The 22,836-nt window shown below is 53.4% G+C and carries 1 protein-coding gene; it reads right to left on the bottom strand.

The genetic code is table 11. The annotated features are described in order from the left end of the window. Positions 1 to 55 precede the first annotated feature (55 nt). The gene (locus HYN51_RS16020; protein ID WP_108900930.1) at positions 56 to 22,669 is read right to left on the bottom strand and encodes an Ig-like domain-containing protein; all 22,614 of its coding nucleotides are present in this window, start codon (positions 22,667 to 22,669) and stop codon (positions 56 to 58) included. Between the last annotated feature and the right edge of the window lie 167 nt (positions 22,670 to 22,836).

The raw sequence follows: 22,836 nt of genomic DNA on the forward strand, positions 1-22,836 counted from the left end.
GATTAGGCAATATTTTCTAAAGTGACCGTCATTTGACGGTCACTTTAGTTTTTAATTACATGATGATTGGACTAACAGTATCTTCGACCAGTACTTCAATACCTGAGGTACTCATGGTCCAGACGTTGTAGTTATTACCGCCATGTTGGTAATTGCTTTGCGACATGGTCCATTGGCCGTCACCGCTCTCTAACTGCAGGGTGCTGCCTTCTTCACCATTAACGATAATCGCTTTATCACCATTGTGGATTGCCAGTTCTTCTGAACCCAAACGCAGAACATCATCCAGAGAAACAGTCATGGTGTTATGACCATCACCCATATCGAAGATCTCTACCGAGCTCAGGTTATCTTTCAGTGCACTCAGGTTTAACAACAAGTCATGCCCTGCCAGAACCAGAGTATCAATACCTTCATCACCGGTGATAGTGGCGAAGTCAGTTGAGGCTATCTGGATAACATCGTTACCCGCTCCACCCATGACCTGATCGCCAGTACTAATGTTGTTAAAGGTATCGTTGCCCAGACCACCCATCAGAATGTCTGCATTATTGGTTCCAAATATCATGTCGTCACCGGCAGTAAACATCTGAGAGATAGACAGTAATGATTGCTGAGTTGTTGATAACAGTGAATGTGTACCTGAAGATCCACTGGTCAACGTATCATCACCCACTTCTATCTGGTTGTTAGACAACAGCGTCACCAGGTCCGTACTCACACCTTTCAGCGTTAACAGTTCTTCGAAGCCATACGCACCGCCTTTACCATCGCGGTCAATGCTGATGACGGTATCGCCACCGACCTGTTCTACTTTCAGATAATTCAGTATTCCCTGAGAGGCTGAGTCTAGCTTCATTACCCCTTCATCCATAAAGCAGGATAACGGACCAGAGTAGTTCAACACGTCGCTCAGGTTAATCAGGTCGGCATTGTTATTGGTCAGCAGGTTACCCACGGTGAAGCCATATACTGTGTCATGACCGTTACCGCCAGTGCTGTCACCGCCTTTACCTGCTTGTACTTTGTACATCAGCGTGTCATTACCGCCGTTTGTCAGGTGGAAGGTGTCATCACCACCGCGGCCTTCAAACAGGTTGTTGGCTGCGTTATCTGTGAAGGTATCATTCTGTACAGTACCAATTAGACCTTCGATGCTGACCAGCGTGTCATTACCTTCTCCAGTTGCAACACCAGTAGCCAGGTTGGCTGTGATAGCTGAAGCAGAACGGCTGTAGTCAACAATATCCATACCCTCAGTTTCGCTCCAGACTTGCTGACCACTCACAACTCGGTTCCATCCGCCACCACCGGTGTAGGTATCGTCCCCGGCAGAACCGAAGAAGGTATCGTTATAACCAGTACCGATAATACCGCCAGTTCCTGTGGTGTTGTTGATTGCATCAGAGCTTTCTGCTGTCAATACGTAGGCATCGTGAGATTTACCGGTAGTCAGACCACCCCAGTTCTCGTTAACCGTACCGTTGGTATAACCGCCAATACTGGATGTTGCGCCCACATGGTCAACGACTCCGTTGGTGATACGCAGCATCTGCACCGAGTACACTTCATTTGGATCTAATCCGAAGAAGCTCACCAGGCCCATACTGTTGCTAGAACCAGACGCCTGCGGGTTAATCAGCTGTGTTGCTACACATTCACCGGCAGAGTTATACAACTTAACGGTGTTGCTGTAGAAAGTATTGATGCCGTTGCCGTCAACAATACGGATCTGCAGGCTGGTACCATCCGCGGCGATATTGGTGTTTTTCACCAACAGCGTTGGCGCTGAGTTGGTGCTGGATACCACACTGGCATCGCTGCCGGAGCGATATAACACCAGGTCCATCGAGCCATCCCAATCGTAGTCCAGAGCCACTGCACCGGTAATATTGTCGAACTTGGTGGTACCCGTCAGGCTGACCGCGTTCGCACCCCAAGAATTGCTACCGGTGTTGGTATACAGCATCGGGCTACCGTTCACACCGGAACGCTGAACTTCGATAATGTCTGTCTTACCGTCATGGTTCCAGTCCACTGCCAGCGATGTACCGCCAACCTGACTGTCACCAAACCACAGTGCTTGGGCATCTGTTGCCATCAACTTACCGGTACCATCGTTCAGATAGATACGGCTTTCATCACTGTTTGCACCGCCTTTAGTACCACGACTCAGGAACAGATCCAGCCAGCCATCACCATTATAGTCCGCATAGGTCATGGAGATGGACAGGTTACCGTAGTCATCCGCACCATCGTTGGCAAACACGTTGGAATAATAACCGACAGTACCGAAGTTGGTTTTTCCTGTACCGGTTAACTCGTTATACAGAATACCCAGACCGCGAGATGGGTTACCTGCGTTAGTTCCCGCACCGTTGTAGTCAACATGAGCGGTAATATCTACCGTACCATTGTTGTCGATATCCACTGCGCCCACTTCATGCATGATACTCATTGCTGCTGGCAGTGCACCGCCTGGGTGACCGTTAGCGAAACCGGATACTTTCTCGTAAGACAGCACACCCTGATCATTCTTCATGAATGAAATGGAGTCTGACTCGGAGTCCGCCAGCACGAAGTCCAAATAACCGTCACCTTCACGGTCATAGGCAATCACGCCGCCCAAGTGGTTCAATGTTCCTTGATCTACCGCCTTCGGTGAGAAAGAACCATCAGCATTTTGCAGCCAGTAAGCAGTACGACCACCATTACCGTATGAGCTAACCTGTGACATGACATCGGTATAACCATCGCGGTTAATATCTGCAAATACTGCCGAGTTAATGTAGCGGCTGTAAGAAGCATCATCCACGTTATAGCCAGCGCCGTTAGAGGTAGACGGTTGAGCCAGATAAGTAGAATCATAGGTTTCACGGTCAGTCGCGGTATACACACGACCGGCGTTAGCGGTAGTTGAACCGGAAGTACCACGTACGCTCTGGAAGAACGACCATGTACCGTCTTGGCTGATGGTTACCGCCGCTGAGTTAAGGCCACGTCCATCAGAGTCAGTGGTTCCACCCCATGTTTGTGTAACCAGCAAGCTACCTTCACCGTCGGTAACCCCGACGCTGGTGCTAGCACCCATACTTGAGTGGTTACCCGCTTCATCCCACACCATAAACGCCAGGTTATGTGCTCCAGCCGGCAGTGAGGTGGTCATCGTCCAGGTGCCATCTGCATTCGCTTTAGCAAAGCCCAGTACCTGATCCAGACCTTCCTGATAGCTACCGTTGCTGTTTTCATCGCTGACCAGTGCAACAATAGTACCTGCCTCTACATTGCCGTATTGGCTGCTGTCGAAGGTGAATGAATCTTTGGTGCTAACCGTCTTGGCAATATCCGGGGCTGCGATAAGCGCATCCGGCACTGTCAGGTCAATCACGACTTTGTAATTTTCGGCAAACGATGTGTTTTTACCTACGTTACCTGCGTTATCAATTACCTGTAGCTTGTAGTTGTACGTGGTGTCTACTGACACTTCAGGCAACTCGTAGCTCCAGTTATTGCCGCTCATAGTGAGAGTTACCCAGGTCGCGCCGTCATCCAGCGAAATCTGAAGTTTTTCACCTGTTAACAGCGCTGCACTCAGAGTACCGCTGACGGTGACGTTATTATCACGCGTGACCATATCGGTATTGGTGACTGTTGCACTGTGACTGAAAATATCACCACTCACCAAGCCATGACTGGTATCGGTAGAGATCTTCGCTGTTGTGTTCAGACCCTCCATATCACGGCCTTCCAGTGCGATGGTTAACGCATGGTTGTCTGTGTTACCAATGTTACCGGCAGTATCCACCACGCGGGCTTTGATGGTGTAATCTCCAGCGTCCAGTTCTGTACTTTGCAGGTCAACGGTCCAGCCGGTATCGGTTAGTGTTGTTGCTTTAGTCCAAGTTTTACCATCATCCAGAGAGATTTCTACCGTCTCGTCAGACAACAGGGCTTTATCCAGAGTACCGCTAATCAACAACGTATTATCGTTGGTAATAAAGTCAGTACTTGAGCCACCGCGGTCATCAGAAATCTCGGTAATAGTGACTTTAGCGTCTGATACAAAGGTGTCCAAAATGATAGTGTATGGCTCGCTTGGTTCGGTGATGTTACCTACCGGGTCCATTTCTACAGCGGTGAATTTATTTTCACCCTGAGCCAGTGCCTCTGCTGGTTGCAGACTCCAGTTACCTTCTGCATCTACAGTGGTGCTACCAATCACGTGTTTATCGGTGCTGTCAGTGGTGTACACAATAATCGTGTCACCGGCAGTACCTGTACCGCTAATGGTTGGACGCGTGTCGTCAGTAGAATCACCAGATTTAACGTTACCAGTGACGATACCGATTTGGTCATCTACGCCAGTGATAGCCAGTTTATTGGCATCTGGGGCAGTGAAGTCCATGGTCAGCACAAAGTCATCGGACGGCTGGCTGATGTTGCCCGCGGTATCGGTGGCGGTGACATGGAACGTATGTTTCCCTTCAGCCAAGGCTTCGGTGGTGAAGGTCCATTCGCCGTCATCGTTGGCGGTGGTGGTACCCAGCAGAGTCTCACCGTCATACACATTAACCGTACTGTTCTTCTCCGCGGTCCCGTTCAGGGTTGGCGTAGCGTCATCGGTAGCGCTGTTATTGTTTAAGGTGCCCTTAATTTCCCCTTCGTTGTCTTCAGCGGATTCAATGGTTGGCTTAGTTGGCGCCACGGTATCCACTGAGAAACTGAAGGCGTCAGTTGGTTCTGTCACGTTACCGGCTTTATCGGTGGCCGTCGCGGTGATGCTGTGCGCACCTTCACTCAGGTCGGTGGCTGGCGTGAAGCTCCAGTTGCCTTCGGCATCCGTTGTGGTTGAACCCAACAGTGTGCTGCCGTCATACACATTAATTGTGCTGTTAGCTTTACCTTCACCGATGATTTCCGGACGGGCATCGTCAGTAATGTCGTTAGCTTTCATTTCACCGGTGATATCGCCGACGTTATCCACCAGTTTAGTGATGGTTACGGTGGCTACACTGGTATCAATAGTGATATTGACCACAGGTGTGGCTTCACCGGTATTGCCGGCGGCATCGGTCACGGTGGTGCTGAACTGATAGTCACCGTCTGCCAAGGTGTCTGGCGTGAATGACCAGCTGCCGTCAGCGCCCGCTTTAACGGAACCCAGAACGGTCTCGCCATTGTAGACAGTCACAATACCGTTGGCTTCTGCCAGACCGCTGAAGGTCGGGGTGTTGTCATCGGTGGTGTCGCCATCGTTCAGGGCGCCAGTAACGGCCCCAACGTTGTCGGTGATCGCCAGATCGGAGGCGGCAACCGGTGCGGTCAGGTCGATATCCAGCACAAAGTCGGCGGATTTATCGCTGACGTTGCCGGCAGCATCGGTAGCGGTCACGTGGAACGTATGCTCACCTTCAGCCAGTACGTCGGTGGTGAAGGTCCATTCGCCGTCGTCGTTGGCGGTGGTGGTACCCAGCAGAGTATCCCCTTCGTACACGCTGACAGTGCTGTTCTTCTCTGCGGTGCCGTTCAGGGTCGGCGTGGTGTCATCAGTGGCGCTGTTATTGTCTAACGTGCCCTTAATGTCGCCTTCGTTGTCTTCAGCCGATTCGATAGTCGGAGCGGTTGGGGCTACGGTATCTACGGTAAAGGCGAAGGCGTCAGTTGGTTCTGTCACGTTACCGGCTTTATCGGTGGCCGTTGCGGTGATGCTGTGCGCACCTTCGCTCAGGTCAGTGGCTGGCGTGAAGCTCCAGTTGCCTTCGGCATCCGTTGTGGTTGAACCCAACAGCGTGCTGCCGTCATACACATTAATCGTGCTGTTAGCTTTACCTTCACCGATGATTTCCGGACGGGCATCGTCAGTAATGTCGTTAGCTTTCATTTCACCGGTGATATCGCCGACGTTGTCCACCAGTTTAGTGATGGTTACGGTGGCTACACTGGTATCAATAGTGATATTGACCACAGGAGTGGCTTCACCGGTATTGCCGGCGGCATCGGTCACGGTGGTGCTGAACTGATAGTCACCGTCTGCCAAGGTGTCTGGCGTGAATGTCCAGCTGCCGTCGGTTCCTGCTTTAACGGAACCCAGAACGGTCTCGCCATTGTAGACAGTCACGATACCGTTGGCTTCTGCCAGACCGCTGAAGGTCGGGGTGTTGTCATCGGTGGTGTCGCCATCGTTCAGGGCGCCAGTAACGGCCCCAACGTTGTCAGTAATCGCCAGATCGGAGGCGGCAACCGGTGCAGTCAGGTCGATATCCAGCACAAAGTCGGCGGATTTATCGCTGACGTTGCCGGCAGCATCGGTAGCGGTCACGTGGAACGTATGCTCACCTTCAGCCAGTACGTCGGTGGTGAAGGTCCATTCGCCGTCATCGTTGGCGGTGGTGGTACCCAGCAGGGTATCCCCTTCGTACACGCTGACGGTGCTGTTCTTCTCTGCAGTGCCGTTCAGGGTCGGCGTGGTGTCATCAGTGGCGCTGTTATTGTCTAACGTGCCCTTAATGTCGCCTTCGTTGTCTTCAGCCGATTCGATAGTCGGAGCGGTTGGGGCTACGGTATCTACGGTAAAGGTGAAGGCGTCAGTTGGTTCTGTCACGTTACCGGCTTTATCGGTGGCCGTTGCGGTGATGCTGTGCGCACCTTCGCTCAGGTCAGTGGCTGGCGTGAAGCTCCAGTTGCCTTCGGCATCCGTTGTGGTTGAACCCAACAGCGTGCTGCCGTCATACACATTAATCGTGCTGTTAGCTTTACCTTCACCGATGATTTCCGGACGGGCATCGTCAGTAATGTCGTTAGCTTTCATTTCACCGGTGATATCGCCGACGTTGTCCACCAGTTTAGTGATGGTTACGGTGGCTACACTGGTATCAATAGTGATATTGACCACAGGAGTGGCTTCACCGGTATTGCCGGCGGCATCGGTCACGGTGGTGCTGAACTGATAGTCACCGTCTGCCAAGGTGTCTGGCGTGAATGTCCAACTGCCGTCAGCGCCCGCTTTAACGGAACCCAGAGCGGTCTCGCCATTGTAGATGGTCACGATACCGTTGGCTTCTGCCAGACCGCTGAAGGTCGGGGTGTTGTCATCGGTGGTGTCGCCATCGTTCAGGGCGCCGGTAACGTCTCCAACGTTGTCGGTGATCGCCAGATCGGAGGCGGCAACCGGTGCAGTCAGGTCGATATCCAGCACAAAGTCGGCGGATTTATCGCTGACGTTGCCGGCGGCATCGGTGGCGGTCACGTGGAACGTATGCTCACCTTCAGCCAGTACGTCGGTGGTGAAGGTCCATTCGCCGTCATCGTTGGCGGTGGTGGTACCCAGCAGGGTATCCCCTTCGTACACGCTGACAGTGCTGTTCTTCTCTGCAGTGCCGTTCAGGGTCGGCGTGGTGTCATCAGTGGCGCTGTTATTGTCTAACGTGCCCTTAATGTCGCCTTCGTTGTCTTCAGCCGATTCGATAGTCGGAGCGGTTGGGGCTACGGTATCTACGGTAAAGGTGAAGGCGTCAGTTGGTTCTGTCACGTTACCGGCTTTATCGGTGGCCGTTGCAGTGATGCTGTGCGCACCTTCGCTCAGGTCAGTGGCTGGGGTGAAGCTCCAGTTGCCTTCGGCATCCACGGTGGTGGAGCCCAGTAAGGTTTCACCGTCGTACACATTGATGGTGCTGTTAGCTTTACCTTCACCGATGATTTCCGGACGGGCATCGTCAGTAATGTCGTTAGCCTTGATATCACCGGTGATATCGCCAATGTTGTCCACCAGTTTAGTGATGGTTACGGTGGCTACACTGGTATCAATGGTGATATTGACCACAGGTGTGGCTTCACCGGTATTGCCGGCGGCATCGGTCACGGTGGTGCTGAACTGATAGTCACCATCTGCCAAGGTGTCTGGCGTGAATGACCAGCTGCCGTCGGTTCCTGCTTTAACGGAACCCAGAGCGGTCTCGCCATTGTAGACAGTCACGATACCGTTGGCTTCTGCCAGACCGCTGAAGGTCGGGGTGTTGTCATCGGTGGTGTCGCCATCGTTCAGGGCGCCGGTAACGTCTCCAACGTTGTCGGTGATCGCCAGATCGGAGGCGGCAACCGGTGCAGTCAGGTCGATATCCAGCACAAAGTCGGCGGATTTATCGCTGACGTTGCCGGCGGCATCGGTGGCGGTCACGTGGAACGTATGCTCACCTTCAGCCAGTACGTCGGTGGTGAAGGTCCATTCGCCGTCATCGTTGGCGGTGGTGGTACCCAGCAGGGTATCCCCTTCGTACACGCTTACGGTGCTGTTCTTCTCTGCAGTCCCGTTCAGGGTCGGCGTGGTGTCATCAGTGGCGCTGTTATTGTCTAACGTGCCCTTAATGTCGCCTTCGTTGTCTTCAGCCGATTCGATAGTCGGAGCGGTTGGGGCTACGGTATCTACGGTAAAGGTGAAGGCGTCAGTTGGTTCTGTCACGTTACCGGCTTTATCGGTGGCCGTCGCGGTGATGCTGTGCGCACCTTCGCTCAGGTCAGTGGCTGGCGTGAAGCTCCAGTTGCCTTCGGCATCCACGGTGGTGGAGCCCAGTAAGGTTTCACCGTCGTACACATTGATGGTGCTGTCGGCTTTGCCTTTACCCATGATGTCTGGGCGAGCATCGTCAGTGATGTCGTTAGCTTTCATTTCACCGGTGATATCGCCGACGTTATCCACCAGTTTAGTGATGGTTACGGTGGCTACACTGGTATCAATAGTGATATTGACCACAGGTGTGGCTTCACCGGTATTGCCGGCGGCATCGGTCACGGTGGTGCTGAACTGATAGTCACCGTCTGCCAAGGTGTCTGGCGTGAATGACCAGCTGCCGTCAGCGCCCGCTTTAACGGAACCCAGAACGGTCTCGCCATTGTAGACAGTCACAATACCGTTGGCTTCTGCCAGACCGCTGAAGGTCGGGGTGTTGTCATCGGTGGTGTCGCCATCGTTCAGGGCGCCAGTAACGGCCCCAACGTTGTCAGTAATCGCCAGATCGGAGGCGGCAACCGGTGCGGTCAGGTCGATATCCAGCACAAAGTCGGCGGATTTATCGCTGACGTTGCCGGCAGCATCGGTAGCGGTCACGTGGAACGTATGCTCACCTTCAGACAGTACGTCGGTGGTGAAGGTCCATTCGCCGTCATCGTTGGCGGTGGTGGTACCCAGCAGGGTATCCCCTTCGTACACGCTTACGGTGCTGTTCTTCTCTGCAGTCCCGTTCAGGGTCGGCGTGGTGTCATCAGTGGCGCTGTTATTGTCTAACGTGCCCTTAATGTCGCCTTCGTTGTCTTCAGCCGATTCGATAGTCGGAGCGGTTGGGGCTACGGTATCTACGGTAAAGGTGAAGGCGTCAGTTGGTTCTGTCACGTTACCGGCTTTATCGGTGGCCGTTGCGGTGATGCTGTGCGCACCTTCGCTCAGGTCAGTGGCTGGCGTGAAGCTCCAGTTGCCTTCGGCATCCACGGTGGTGGAGCCCAGTAAGGTTTCACCGTCGTACACATTGATGGTGCTGTCGGCTTTGCCTTTACCCATGATATCTGGGCGCGCATCGTCAGTGATGTCGTTAGCCTTGATATCGCCGGTGATATCGCCGACGTTATCCACCAGTTTAGTGATAGTCACTTCAACCGCGCTGGTATCAATGGTGATATTGACCACAGGTGTGGCTTCACCGGTATTGCCGGCGGCATCGGTCACGGTGGTGCTGAACTGATAGTCACCGTCTGCCAAGGTGTCTGGCGTGAATGACCAGCTGCCGTCGGTTCCTGCTTTAACGGAACCCAGAACGGTCTCGCCATTGTAGATGGTCACGATACCGTTGGCTTCTGCCAGACCACTGAAGGTCGGGGTGTTGTCATCGGTGGTGTCGCCATCGTTCAGGGCGCCAGTAACGGCCCCAACGTTGTCAGTAATCGCCAGATCGGAGGCGGCAACCGGTGCAGTCAGGTCGATATCCAGCACAAAGTCGGCGGATTTATCGCTGACGTTGCCGGCGGCATCGGTGGCGGTCACGTGGAACGTATGCTCACCTTCAGCCAGTACGTCGGTGGTGAAGGTCCATTCGCCGTCATCGTTGGCGGTGGTGGTACCCAGCAGGGTATCCCCTTCGTACACGCTGACAGTGCTGTTCTTCTCTGCAGTGCCGTTCAGGGTCGGCGTGGTGTCATCAGTGGCGCTGTTATTGTCTAACGTGCCCTTAATGTCGCCTTCGTTGTCTTCAGCCGATTCGATAGTCGGAGCGGTTGGGGCTACGGTATCTACGGTAAAGGTGAAGGCGTCAGTTGGTTCTGTCACGTTACCGGCTTTATCGGTGGCCGTTGCGGTGATGCTGTGCGCACCTTCGCTCAGGTCAGTGGCTGGCGTGAAGCTCCAGTTGCCTTCGGCATCCACGGTGGTGGAGCCCAGTAAGGTTTCACCGTCGTACACATTGATGGTGCTGTCGGCTTTGCCTTTACCCATGATGTCTGGGCGAGCATCGTCAGTGATGTCGTTAGCCTTGATATCGCCGGTGATATCGCCGACGTTATCCACCAGTTTAGTGATAGTCACTTCAACCGCGCTGGTATCAATGGTGATATGCACGATAGCAGAAGCTTCACCGGTATTGCCGGCTTCGTCAGTCACGGTAGTGCTGAACTGATAGTCACCGTCTGCCAAGGTGTCTGGCGTGAATGACCAGCTGCCGTCGGTTCCTGCTTTAACGGAACCCAGAACGGTCTCGCCATTGTAGATGGTCACGATACCGTTGGCTTCTGCCAGACCACTGAAGGTCGGGGTGTTGTCATCGGTGGTGTCGCCATCGTTCAGGGCGCCAGTAACGGCCCCAACGTTGTCAGTAATCGCCAGATCGGAGGCGGCAACCGGTGCAGTCAGGTCGATATCCAGCACAAAGTCGGCGGATTTATCGCTGACGTTGCCGGCGGCATCGGTGGCGGTCACGTGGAACGTATGCTCACCTTCAGCCAGTACGTCGGTGGTGAAGGTCCATTCGCCGTCATCGTTGGCGGTGGTGGTACCCAGCAGGGTATCCCCTTCGTACACGCTGACAGTGCTGTTCTTCTCTGCAGTGCCGTTCAGGGTCGGCGTGGTGTCATCAGTGGCGCTGTTATTGTCTAACGTGCCCTTAATGTCGCCTTCGTTGTCTTCAGCCGATTCGATAGTCGGAGCGGTTGGGGCTACGGTATCTACGGTAAAGGTGAAGGCGTCAGTTGGTTCTGTCACGTTACCGGCTTTATCGGTGGCCGTTGCGGTGATGCTGTGCGCACCTTCGCTCAGGTCAGTGGCTGGCGTGAAGCTCCAGTTGCCTTCGGCATCCACGGTGGTGGAGCCCAGTAAGGTTTCACCGTCGTACACATTGATGGTGCTGTCGGCTTTGCCTTTACCCATGATGTCTGGGCGAGCATCGTCAGTGATGTCGTTAGCCTTGATATCGCCGGTGATATCGCCGACGTTATCCACCAGTTTAGTGATAGTCACTTCAACCGCGCTGGTATCAATGGTGATATGCACGATAGCAGAAGCTTCACCGGTATTGCCGGCTTCGTCAGTCACGGTAGTGCTGAACTGATAGTCGCCGTCAGCCAGAGCATCTGGGGTAAATGACCAGTCACCGTTGGCATCTGCTTTGACCGAACCCATCACATCATCGCCGTTATAAATGATGACCATACCGTTGGCTTCCGCCTGACCGCTGAAGGTCGGGGTGTTGTCATCGGAGATATCGCCATCGTTCAGGGCGCCAGTAACGCCACCGACGTTGTCGATGATGTTCACATTAGCCTGATCTGGGGCAATGGTATCCACGGTAAAGTCAATCGGGTCAGACGGCTCGCTTTCGTTGCCGGCTTCGTCCTTCTCGATAATGGTAATGCTGTGGTCGCCATCCGCCAGTTCAGTTTCTGGTGTCCATTCCCATTTACCATCTTCATCCACAATCACTGAGCCAATAACGTCATCACCGTCTTTAATGATGATGGTGTCGCCTGGTTCGCCGCCACCGTTAAAGGTTGGGGTTGAATCGTCAGTTTTGCTGCCCGGTTCGATAGCGCCGGTGGTGTCGCCTTGGTTATCCGTCGCGGTTGGAACTTCTGGTTTAGCTGGAGCGATGGTGTCGATAGTAAAGTCAATCGGGTCAGACGGCTCGCTTTCATTGCCGGCTTCGTCTTTCTCGATAATGGTAATGCTGTGGTCGCCATCCGCCAGTTCAGTTTCTGGTGTCCATTCCCATTTACCGTCTTCATCCACAATCACTGAGCCAATAACGTCATCACCGTCTTTGATGATGATGGTGTCGCCCGGTTCGCCGCCGCCGTTAAAGGTTGGGGTTGAATCGTCAGTTTTGCTGCCTGGCTCGATAGCGCCAGTGGTGTCGCCCACGTTATCCGTCGCGGTTGGAACTTCTGGTTTAGCTGGAGCGATGGTGTCGATAGTGAAATCAATCGGGTCAGACGGCTCGCTTTCGTTGCCGGCTTCGTCTTTCTCGATAATGGTAATGCTGTGGTCGCCATCCGCCAGTTCAGTTTCTGGTGTCCATTCCCATTTACCGTCTTCATCCACAATCACTGAGCCAATAACGTCGTCACCGTCTTTAATGATGATGGTGTCGCCTGGTTCGCCGCCACCGTTAAAGGTTGGGGTTGAATCGTCAGTTTTGCTGCCCGGCTCGATAGCGCCAGTGGTGTCGCCCACGTTATCGGTGGCAGTTGGGACTTCCGGTTTAGCCGGTGCGATGGTGTCGATAGTAAAGTCGATAGGGTCAGACGGCTCGCTTTCATTGCCGGCTTCGTCCTTCTCGATAATGGTAATGCTGTGGTCGCCTTCCGCCAGTTCAGTTTCTGGTGTCCATTCCCACGTGCCGTCTTCGTTAACTACGGTTGAACCGATAACGTCATCACCGTCTTTGATGATGATGGTGTCGCCTGGTTCGCCGCCGCCGTTAAAGGTTGGGGTTGAATCGTCAGTTTTGCTGCCTGGCTCGATAGCGCCGGTGGTGTCGCCCACGTTATCGGTGGCGGTTGGAACTTCCGGTTTAGCCGGTGCGATGGTGTCGATAGTAAAGTCGATAGGGTCAGACGGCTCGCTTTCATTGCCGGCTTCGTCCTTCTCGATAATGGTAATGCTGTGGTCGCCTTCCGCCAGTTCAGTTTCTGGTGTCCATTCCCACGTGCCGTCTTCGTTAACTACGGTTGAACCGATAACGTCATCACCGTCTTTGATGATGATGGTGTCGCCTGGTTCGCCGCCGCCGTTAAAGGTTGGGGTTGAATCGTCAGTTTTGCTGCCCGGCTCGATAGCGCCGGTGGTGTCGCCCACGTTATCGGTGGCGGTTGGAACTTCCGGTTTAGCCGGTGCGACAGTATCCACGGTAAAGGTGAAGGCGTCGGTTGGCGCGCTCACGTTACCGGTTTTATCGGTGGCCGTTGCGGTGATGCTGTGCGCACCTTCGCTCAGGTCAGTGGCTGGGGTGAAGCTCCAGTTACCTTCGGCATCCACGGTGGTGGAGCCCAGTAAGGTTTCACCGTCGTACACATTGATGGTGCTGTCGGCTTTGCCTTTACCCATAATGTCTGGGCGCGCATCGTCAGTGATGTCGTTAGCCTTGATATCGCCGGTGATATTGCCGACGTTATCCACCAGTTTAGTGATAGTCACTTCAACCGCGCTGGTATCAATGGTGATATGCACGATAGCAGAAGCTTCACCGGTATTGCCGGCTTCGTCAGTCACGGTAGTGCTGAACTGATAGTCGCCGTCAGCCAGTGCTTCTGGGGTAAATGACCAGTCACCGTTGGCATCTGCTTTGACCGAACCCATCACATCATCACCGTTATAAATGATGACCATACCGTTGGCTTCCGCCTGACCGCTGAAGGTCGGGGTGTTGTCATCGGAGATATCGCCATCGTTCAGGGCGCCAGTAACGCCACCGACGTTGTCGATGATGCTCACATTAGCCTGATCTGGGGCAATGGTATCCACGGTAAAGTCAATCGGGTCAGACGGCTCGCTTTCGTTGCCGGCTTCGTCCTTCTCGATAATGGTAATGCTGTGGTCGCCTTCCGCCAGTTCGGTTTCCGGTGTCCATTCCCACGTGCCGTCTTCGTTAACCACGGTTGAACCGATAACGTCATCACCGTCTTTGATGATGATGGTGTCACCCGGTTCGCCGCCGCCGTTAAAGGTCGGAGTGGTGTCGTCAGTTTTGCTGCCCGGCTCGATAGCGCCGGTGGTGTCGCCCACGTTATCCGTCGCGGTTGGAACCTCTGGTTTAGCTGGAGCGACAGTATCGATAGTGAAATCAATCGGGTCAGATGGCTCGCTTTCGTTGCCGGCTTCGTCTTTCTCGATAATGGTAATGCTGTGGTCGCCATCTGCCAGTTCGGTTTCTGGTGTCCATTCCCACGTGCCGTCTTCGTTAACTACGGTTGAACCGATAACGTCATCACCGTCTTTGATGATGATGGTGTCACCCGGTTCGCCGCCGCCGTTAAAGGTTGGGGTTGAATCGTCGGTTTTGCTGCCCGGCTCGATAGCGCCGGTGGTGTCGCCCACGTTATCGGTGGCAGTTGGGACTTCTGGTTTAGCCGGTGCGACAGTATCCACGGTAAAGGTGAAGGCGTCGGTTGGCGCGCTCACGTTACCGGTTTTATCGGTCGCCGTTGCGGTGATGCTGTGCGCACCTTCGCTCAGGTCAGTGGCTGGGGTGAAGCTCCAGTTGCCTTCGGCATCCACGGTGGTGGAGCCCAGTAAGGTTTCACCGTCGTACACATTGATGGTGCTGTCGGCTTTGCCTTTACCCATGATGTCTGGGCGCGCATCGTCGGTGATGTCGTTAGCCTTGATATCGCCGGTGATATTGCCGACGTTATCCACCAGTTTAGTGATAGTCACTTCAACCGCGCTGGTATCAATGGTGATATGCACGATAGCAGAAGCTTCACCGGTATTGCCGGCTTCGTCAGTCACGGTAGTGCTGAACTGATAGTCGCCGTCAGCCAGAGCCTCTGGGGTAAATGACCAGTCACCGTTGGCATCTGCTTTGACCGAACCCATCACATCATCACCGTTATAGATGATAACCATACCGTTGGCTTCCGCCTGACCGCTGAAGGTCGGGGTGTTGTCATCGGAGATATCGCCATCGTTCAGGGCGCCAGTAACGCCACCGACGTTGTCGATGATGCTCACATTAGCCTGATCTGGGGCAATGGTATCCACGGTAAAGTCAATCGGGTCAGACGGCTCGCTTTCGTTGCCGGCTTCGTCCTTCTCGATAATGGTAATGCTATGGTCGCCATCCGCCAGTTCGGTTTCCGGTGTCCATTCCCATTTACCGTCTTCATCCACAATCACTGAGCCGATAACGTCGTCACCGTCTTTGATGATGATGGTGTCGCCCGGTTCGCCGCCGCCGTTAAAGGTTGGGGTTGAATCGTCAGTTTTGCTGCCCGGCTCGATAGCGCCAGTGGTGTCGCCCACGTTATCGGTAGCAGTTGGGACTTCTGGTTTAGCTGGAGCGATGGTGTCGATAGTGAAATCAATCGGGTCAGACGGCTCGCTTTCGTTGCCGGCTTCGTCCTTCTCGATAATGGTAATGCTGTGATCGCCATCCGCCAGTTCGGTTTCCGGTGTCCACTCCCATTTACCGTCTTCATCCACAATCACCGAGCCAATAACGTCATCACCGTCTTTGATGATGATGGTGTCGCCCGGTTCGCCGCCGCCGTTAAAGGTTGGGGTTGAATCGTCAGTTTTGCTGCCTGGCTCGATAGCGCCGGTGGTGTCGCCTTGATTATCCGTCGCGGTTGGAACTTCCGGTTTAGCCGGTGCGACAGTATCCACGGTAAAGGTGAAGGCGTCGGTTGGCGCGCTCACGTTACCGGTTTTATCGGTGGCCGTTGCGGTGATGCTGTGCGCACCTTCGCTCAGGTCAGTGGCTGGGGTGAAGCTCCAGTTGCCTTCGGCATCCACGGTGGTGGAGCCCAGTAAGGTTTCACCGTCGTACACATTGATGGTGCTGTCGGCTTTGCCTTTACCCATGATGTCTGGGCGCGCATCGTCGGTGATGTCGTTGGCCTTGATATCGCCGGTGATATTGCCGACGTTATCCACCAGTTTAGTGATAGTCACTTCAACCGCGCTGGTATCAATGGTGATATGCACGATAGCAGAAGCTTCACCGGTATTGCCGGCTTCGTCAGTCACGGTAGTGCTGAACTGATAGTCGCCGTCAGCCAGAGCCTCTGGGGTAAATGACCAGTCACCGTTGGCATCTGCTTTGACCGAACCCATCACATCATCACCGTTATAGATGATAACCATACCGTTGGCTTCCGCCTGACCGCTGAAGGTCGGGGTGTTGTCATCGGAGATATCGCCATCGTTCAGGGCGCCAGTAACGCCACCGACGTTGTCGATGATGCTCACATTAGCCTGATCTGGGGCAATGGTATCCACGGTAAAGTCAATCGGGTCAGACGGCTCGCTTTCGTTGCCGGCTTCGTCCTTCTCGATAATGGTAATGCTGTGGTCGCCATCCGCCAGTTCGGTTTCCGGTGTCCATTCCCATTTACCGTCTTCATCCACAATCACTGAGCCAATAACGTCATCACCGTCTTTGATGATGATGGTGTCACCGGCTTCGCCTTCGCCGTTAAAGGTCGGAGTGGTGTCGTCAGTTTTGCTGCCCGGCTCGATAGCACCGGTGGTGTCGCCTTGGTTATCCGTCGCGGTTGGAACCTCTGGTTTAGCTGGAGCGACAGTATCGATAGTAAATTCGATAGGGTCAGACGGCTCGCTTTCGTTGCCGGCTTCGTCCTTCTCGATAATGGTAATGCTGTGATCGCCATCCGCCAGTTCGGTTTCCGGTGTCCATTCCCATTTACCGTCTTCATCCACAATCACTGAGCCAATAACGTCATCACCGTCTTTGATGATGATGGTGTCACCCGGTTCGCCGCCACCGTTAAAGGTCGGGGTTGAATCGTCAGTTTTGCTGCCCGGCTCGATAGCGCCGGTGGTGTCGCCTTGGTTATCGGTGGCAGTTGGGACTTCTGGTTTAGCCGGTGCGACAGTATCGATAGTGAAATCAATCGGGTCAGACGGCTCGCTTTCGTTGCCGGCTTCGTCTTTCTCGATAATGGTAATGCTGTGATCGCCATCCGCCAGTTCGGTTTCTGGTGTCCATTCCCACGTGCCGTCTTCGTTAACTACGGTTGAACCGATAACGTCATCACCGTCTTTGATGATGATGGTGTCACCCGGTTCGCCGCCGCCGTTAAAGGTTGGGGTTGAATCGTCGGTTTTGCTACCCGGTTCGATAGCGCCGGTGGTGTCGCCTTGGTTATCCGTCGCGGTTGGAACCTCTGGTTTAGCTGGAGCGACAGTATCGATAGTAAATTCGATAGGGTCAGACGGCTCGCTTTCGTTGCCGGCTTCGTCTTTCTCGATAATGGTAATGCTGTGGTCGCCATCCGCCAGTTCAGTTTCCGGTGTCCATTCCCATTTACCGTCTTCATCCACAATCACTGAGCCGATAACGTCGTCACCGTCTTTGATGATGATGGTGTCGCCCGGTTCGCCGCCGCCGTTAAAGGTTGGGGTTGAATCGTCAGTTTTGCTGCCCGGTTCGATAGCGCCGGTGGTGTCGCCTTGGTTATCCGTCGCGGTTGGGACTTCTGGTTTAGCCGGAGCGATGGTGTCGATAGTAAAGTCGATAGGGTCAGATGGCTCGCTTTCGTTGCCGGCTTCGTCCTTCTCGATAATGGTAATGCTGTGGTCGCCATCCGCCAGTTCGGTTTCCGGTGTCCACTCCCATTTACCGTCTTCATCCACAATCACCGAGCCAATAACGTCATCACCGTCTTTGATGATGATGGTGTCGCCCGGTTCGCCGCCGCCGTTAAAGGTCGGGGTTGAATCGTCAGTTTTGCTGCCCGGTTCGATAGCGCCAGTGGTGTCGCCTTGGTTATCTGTCGCGGTTGGAACCTCTGGTTTAGCTGGAGCGACAGTATCGATAGTGAAATCAATCGGGTCAGACGGCTCGCTTTCGTTGCCGGCTTCGTCCTTCTCGATAATGGTAATGCTGTGGTCGCCATCTGCCAGTTCGGTTTCCGGTGTCCATTCCCACGTGCCGTCTTCGTTAACTACGGTTGAACCGATAACGTCATCACCGTCTTTGATGATGATGGTGTCACCCGGTTCGCCGCCACCGTTAAAGGTTGGGGTTGAATCGTCAGTTTTGCTACCCGGTTCGATAGCGCCGGTGGTGTCGCCTTGGTTATCGGTGGCAGTTGGGACTTCTGGTTTAGCTGGAGCGATGGTGTCGATAGTAAAGTCGATAGGGTCAGACGGCTCGCTTTCGTTGCCGGCTTCGTCCTTCTCGATAATGGTAATGCTGTGGTCGCCATCTGCCAGTTCGGTTTCTGGTGTCCATTCCCATTTACCGTCTTCATCCACAATCACTGAGCCAATAACGTCGTCACCGTCTTTGATGATGATGGTGTCGCCCGGTTCACCGCCGCCGTTAAAGGTTGGGGTTGAATCGTCGGTTTTGCTGCCCGGTTCGATAGCGCCAGTGGTGTCGCCCACGTTATCGGTAGCAGTTGGGACTTCCGGTTTAGCTGGAGCGATGGTGTCGATAGTGAAATCAATCGGGTCAGACGGCTCGCTTTCGTTGCCGGCTTCGTCTTTCTCGATAATGGTAATGCTGTGGTCGCCATCTGCCAGTTCGGTTTCTGGTGTCCATTCCCACGTGCCGTCTTCGTTAACGACGGTTGAACCGATAACGTCATCACCGTCTTTGATGATGATGGTGTCACCCGGTTCGCCGCCGCCGTTAAAGGTCGGGGTTGAATCGTCAGTTTTGCTGCCCGGTTCGATAGCGCCAGTGGTGTCGCCTTGGTTATCGGTGGCAGTTGGGACTTCTGGTTTAGCTGGAGCGACAGTATCGATAGTAAAGTCAATCGGGTCAGACGGCTCGCTTTCGTTGCCGGCTTCGTCCTTCTCGATAATGGTAATGCTGTGGTCGCCATCCGCCAGTTCGGTTTCCGGTGTCCACTCCCATTTACCGTCTTCATCCACAATCACCGAGCCAATAACGTCATCACCGTCTTTGATGATGATGGTGTCGCCTGGTTCGCCGCCGCCGTTAAAGGTCGGGGTTGAATCGTCAGTTTTGCTGCCCGGTTCGATAGCGCCAGTGGTGTCGCCTTGGTTATCTGTCGCGGTTGGAACCTCTGGTTTAGCTGGAGCGACAGTATCGATAGTGAAATCAATCGGGTCAGACGGCTCGCTTTCGTTGCCGGCTTCGTCCTTCTCGATAATGGTAATGCTGTGGTCGCCATCTGCCAGTTCGGTTTCCGGTGTCCATTCCCATTTGCCGTCTTCATCCACAATCACTGAGCCAATAACGTCATCACCGTCTTTAATGATGATGGTGTCACCCGGTTCGCCGCCGCCGTTAAAGGTTGGGGTTGAATCGTCAGTTTTGCTGCCCGGCTCGATGGCACCAGTGGTGTCGCCTTGGTTATCCGTCGCGGATGGAACCTCTGGTTTAGCTGGAGCGACAGTATCGATAGTAAAGTCGATAGGGTCAGATGGCTCGCTTTCGTTGCCGGCTTCGTCCTTCTCGATAATGGTAATGCTGTGATCGCCATCCGCCAGTTCGGTTTCCGGTGTCCATTCCCATTTACCGTCTTCATCCACAATCACTGAGCCAATAACGTCATCACCGTCTTTAATGATGATGGTGTCGCCCGGTTCGCCGCCGCCGTTAAAGGTTGGGGTTGAATCGTCAGTTTTGCTGCCCGGCTCGATAGCGCCGGTGGTGTCGCCCACGTTATCGGTGGCAGTTGGGACTTCCGGTTTAGCCGGTGCGATGGTGTCGATAGTAAAGTCGATAGGGTCAGACGGCTCGCTTTCGTTGCCGGCTTCGTCTTTCTCGATAATGGTAATGCTGTGGTCGCCATCCGCCAGTTCAGTTTCCGGTGTCCATTCCCACGTGCCGTCTTCGTTAACCACGGTTGAACCGATAACGTCATCACCGTCTTTAATGATGATGGTGTCGCCTGGTTCGCCGCCGCCGTTAAAGGTCGGAGTGGCGTCGTCGGTTTTGCTGCCCGGCTCGATAGCGCCAGTGGTGTCGCCTTGATTATCCGTCGCGGTTGGAACTTCTGGTTTAGCCGGAGCGATGGTGTCGATAGTAAAGTCAATCGGGTCAGACGGCTCGCTTTCGTTGCCGGCTTCGTCTTTCTCGATAATGGTAATGCTGTGGTCGCCATCCGCCAGTTCAGTTTCCGGTGTCCATTCCCACGTGCCGTCTTCGTTAACCACGGTTGAACCGATAACGTCATCACCGTCTTTGATGATGATGGTGTCGCCCGGTTCGCCGCCGCCGTTAAAGGTTGGGGTTGAATCATCAGTTTTGCTGCCTGGCTCGATAGCGCCGGTGGTGTCGCCTTGATTATCCGTCGCGGTTGGAACTTCTGGTTTAGCCGGAGCGATGGTGTCGATAGTAAAGTCAATCGGGTCAGACGGCTCGCTTTCGTTGCCGGCTTCGTCTTTCTCGATAATGGTAATGCTGTGGTCGCCATCCGCCAGTTCAGTTTCCGGTGTCCATTCCCACGTGCCGTCTTCGTTAACGACGGTTGAACCGATAACGTCATCACCGTCTTTAATGATGATGGTGTCACCGGCTTCGCCTTCGCCGTTAAAGGTTGGGGTTGAATCGTCAGTTTTGCTGCCCGGCTCGATAGCACCGGTGGTGTCGCCTTGGTTATCGGTGGCAGTTGGGACTTCTGGTTTAGCTGGAGCGACAGTATCGATAGTAAAGTCAATCGGGTCAGACGGCTCGCTTTCGTTGCCGGCTTCGTCCTTCTCGATAATGGTAATGCTGTGGTCGCCATCTGCCAGTTCGGTTTCCGGTGTCCATTCCCACGTGCCGTCTTCGTTAACCACGGTTGAACCGATAACGTCATCACCGTCTTTAATGATGATGGTGTCGCCCGGTTCGCCGCCACCGTTAAAGGTCGGAGTTGAATCGTCAGTTTTGCTGCCCGGCTCGATAGCGCCAGTGGTGTCGCCTTGGTTATCGGTGGCAGTTGGGACTTCTGGTTTAGCTGGAGCGATGGTGTCGATAGTGAAATCAATCGGGTCAGACGGCTCGCTTTCGTTGCCGGCTTCGTCTTTCTCGATAATGGTAATGCTGTGGTCGCCATCCGCCAGTTCGGTTTCCGGTGTCCATTCCCATTTGCCGTCTTCATCCACAATCACTGAGCCAATAACGTCGTCACCGTCTTTAATGATGATGGTGTCGCCCGGTTCGCCGCCGCCGTTAAAGGTTGGGGTTGAATCGTCAGTTTTGCTACCTGGCTCGATAGCACCGGTGGTGTCGCCGTGGTTATCAGTGGCTGCTGGAACGTCTGGTTTAGCCGGTGCGATGGTGTCGACATCAATCACAACCGGAACGTAAGTATCAACATTAAAGTCAAATGTTGGTGAAATAGGGCTAACATTACCCGCTTTATCTGTTTCAGTGATGGTCAGTTGATAATGGCCATCGGCTAAATTCGTTTCTGGTGTCCAGCTCCAGTGTCCGTTACTGTCGATAACAGCGTTACCCGCTTTCTCACCATTAATGAAAATGGTGATGGTATTACCAGGTTCGCCAGTACCCGTGATTTCAGGGCGAGCATCATCCGTTGTTGCGCCGTTAGCAATTGGGCCTTGAATAGCGCCAACATCATCAATGATATCGCCAAACAGTGGTCTTAATGGGGCAATGGTATCAACGATAAATGAGAAATCATCAGATGGGGCACTGGTTGAACCCGATGGTTCGGTCTGAGTAACGGTAATTTTGTGATCGCCATCTTTTAACCCAGTTTCTGGTTTAAAGTTCCAAGTACCGTCAGCGTTTACAACCGCAGTACCGATAGCAATACCATTATCGTAAATGGTGATGGTATTACCTGCTTCACCGGTACCATAAATGATTGGATTTTTTTCGTCAGTAGAAGAACCGTAACTGATAGGGCCCGTGATCGTACCGGTCATATCTGTTGCGCCATTTAAGGTTGGTATTGCAGCAACTTTAGGTTCAACAACGGGCTCTGGAGTAACAACTGGAGTAGATGAATCTTTACCATGATGCTTGTTATGATTGTAAATCGCACCACCAGCAATCCCTGCTACGGCAGCGCCGAGGAACCATGGCCATAAGGCCATCAAGCTGTCATCATCATCAGTTTCTGTATTGGCAAACAGATAAGAACCATCGCCCAGCGATGTGCCGGCTAGCGCAGCAGGTGCTAGGTTTCCATCTTCAAGCGAATAACCTTCAGCAGAACCATCCGTTACCATATAGGCATACAGTTGACCGTCTTCAGCCATACCCAGTAAGGCTTGGTCGTTGCCTGTAGCATAGTAATCTTCAATAACAATGGCTGGGTTTGAATCACCTTCAAGAATTATATTTAGGTTATCACCATTACGCTGGAGCGTTATGTTCTCTGGTGCAAAGTTATCATCTTCATTTTTCAGAACATATTTACTTCCTGGCTGAATTTTTATCTTGATTGTTTTTTGGGCATTAAGAGAAATAACTTGAGAGGTAGTGTTTCCTGAATTTACTAATAAACTGGCGTTCTTACTCATATGGATAGCTCCGTTAGATAGTGTTTATTTACCCGAAATTAGCGTTTATCTAAGAGTGATGCGTTGTTATCATCTTTTAGATAGAACAGGTGCGGACAACATGTTTTTGTCGCACTATTTATCCGGTGTGTGTTGATATAATAATTGTGTTGTTTTATATTTTCTCT

Source organism: Limnobaculum parvum, from assembly GCF_003096015.2.
Lineage (GTDB): Bacteria > Pseudomonadota > Gammaproteobacteria > Enterobacterales > Enterobacteriaceae > Limnobaculum > Limnobaculum parvum.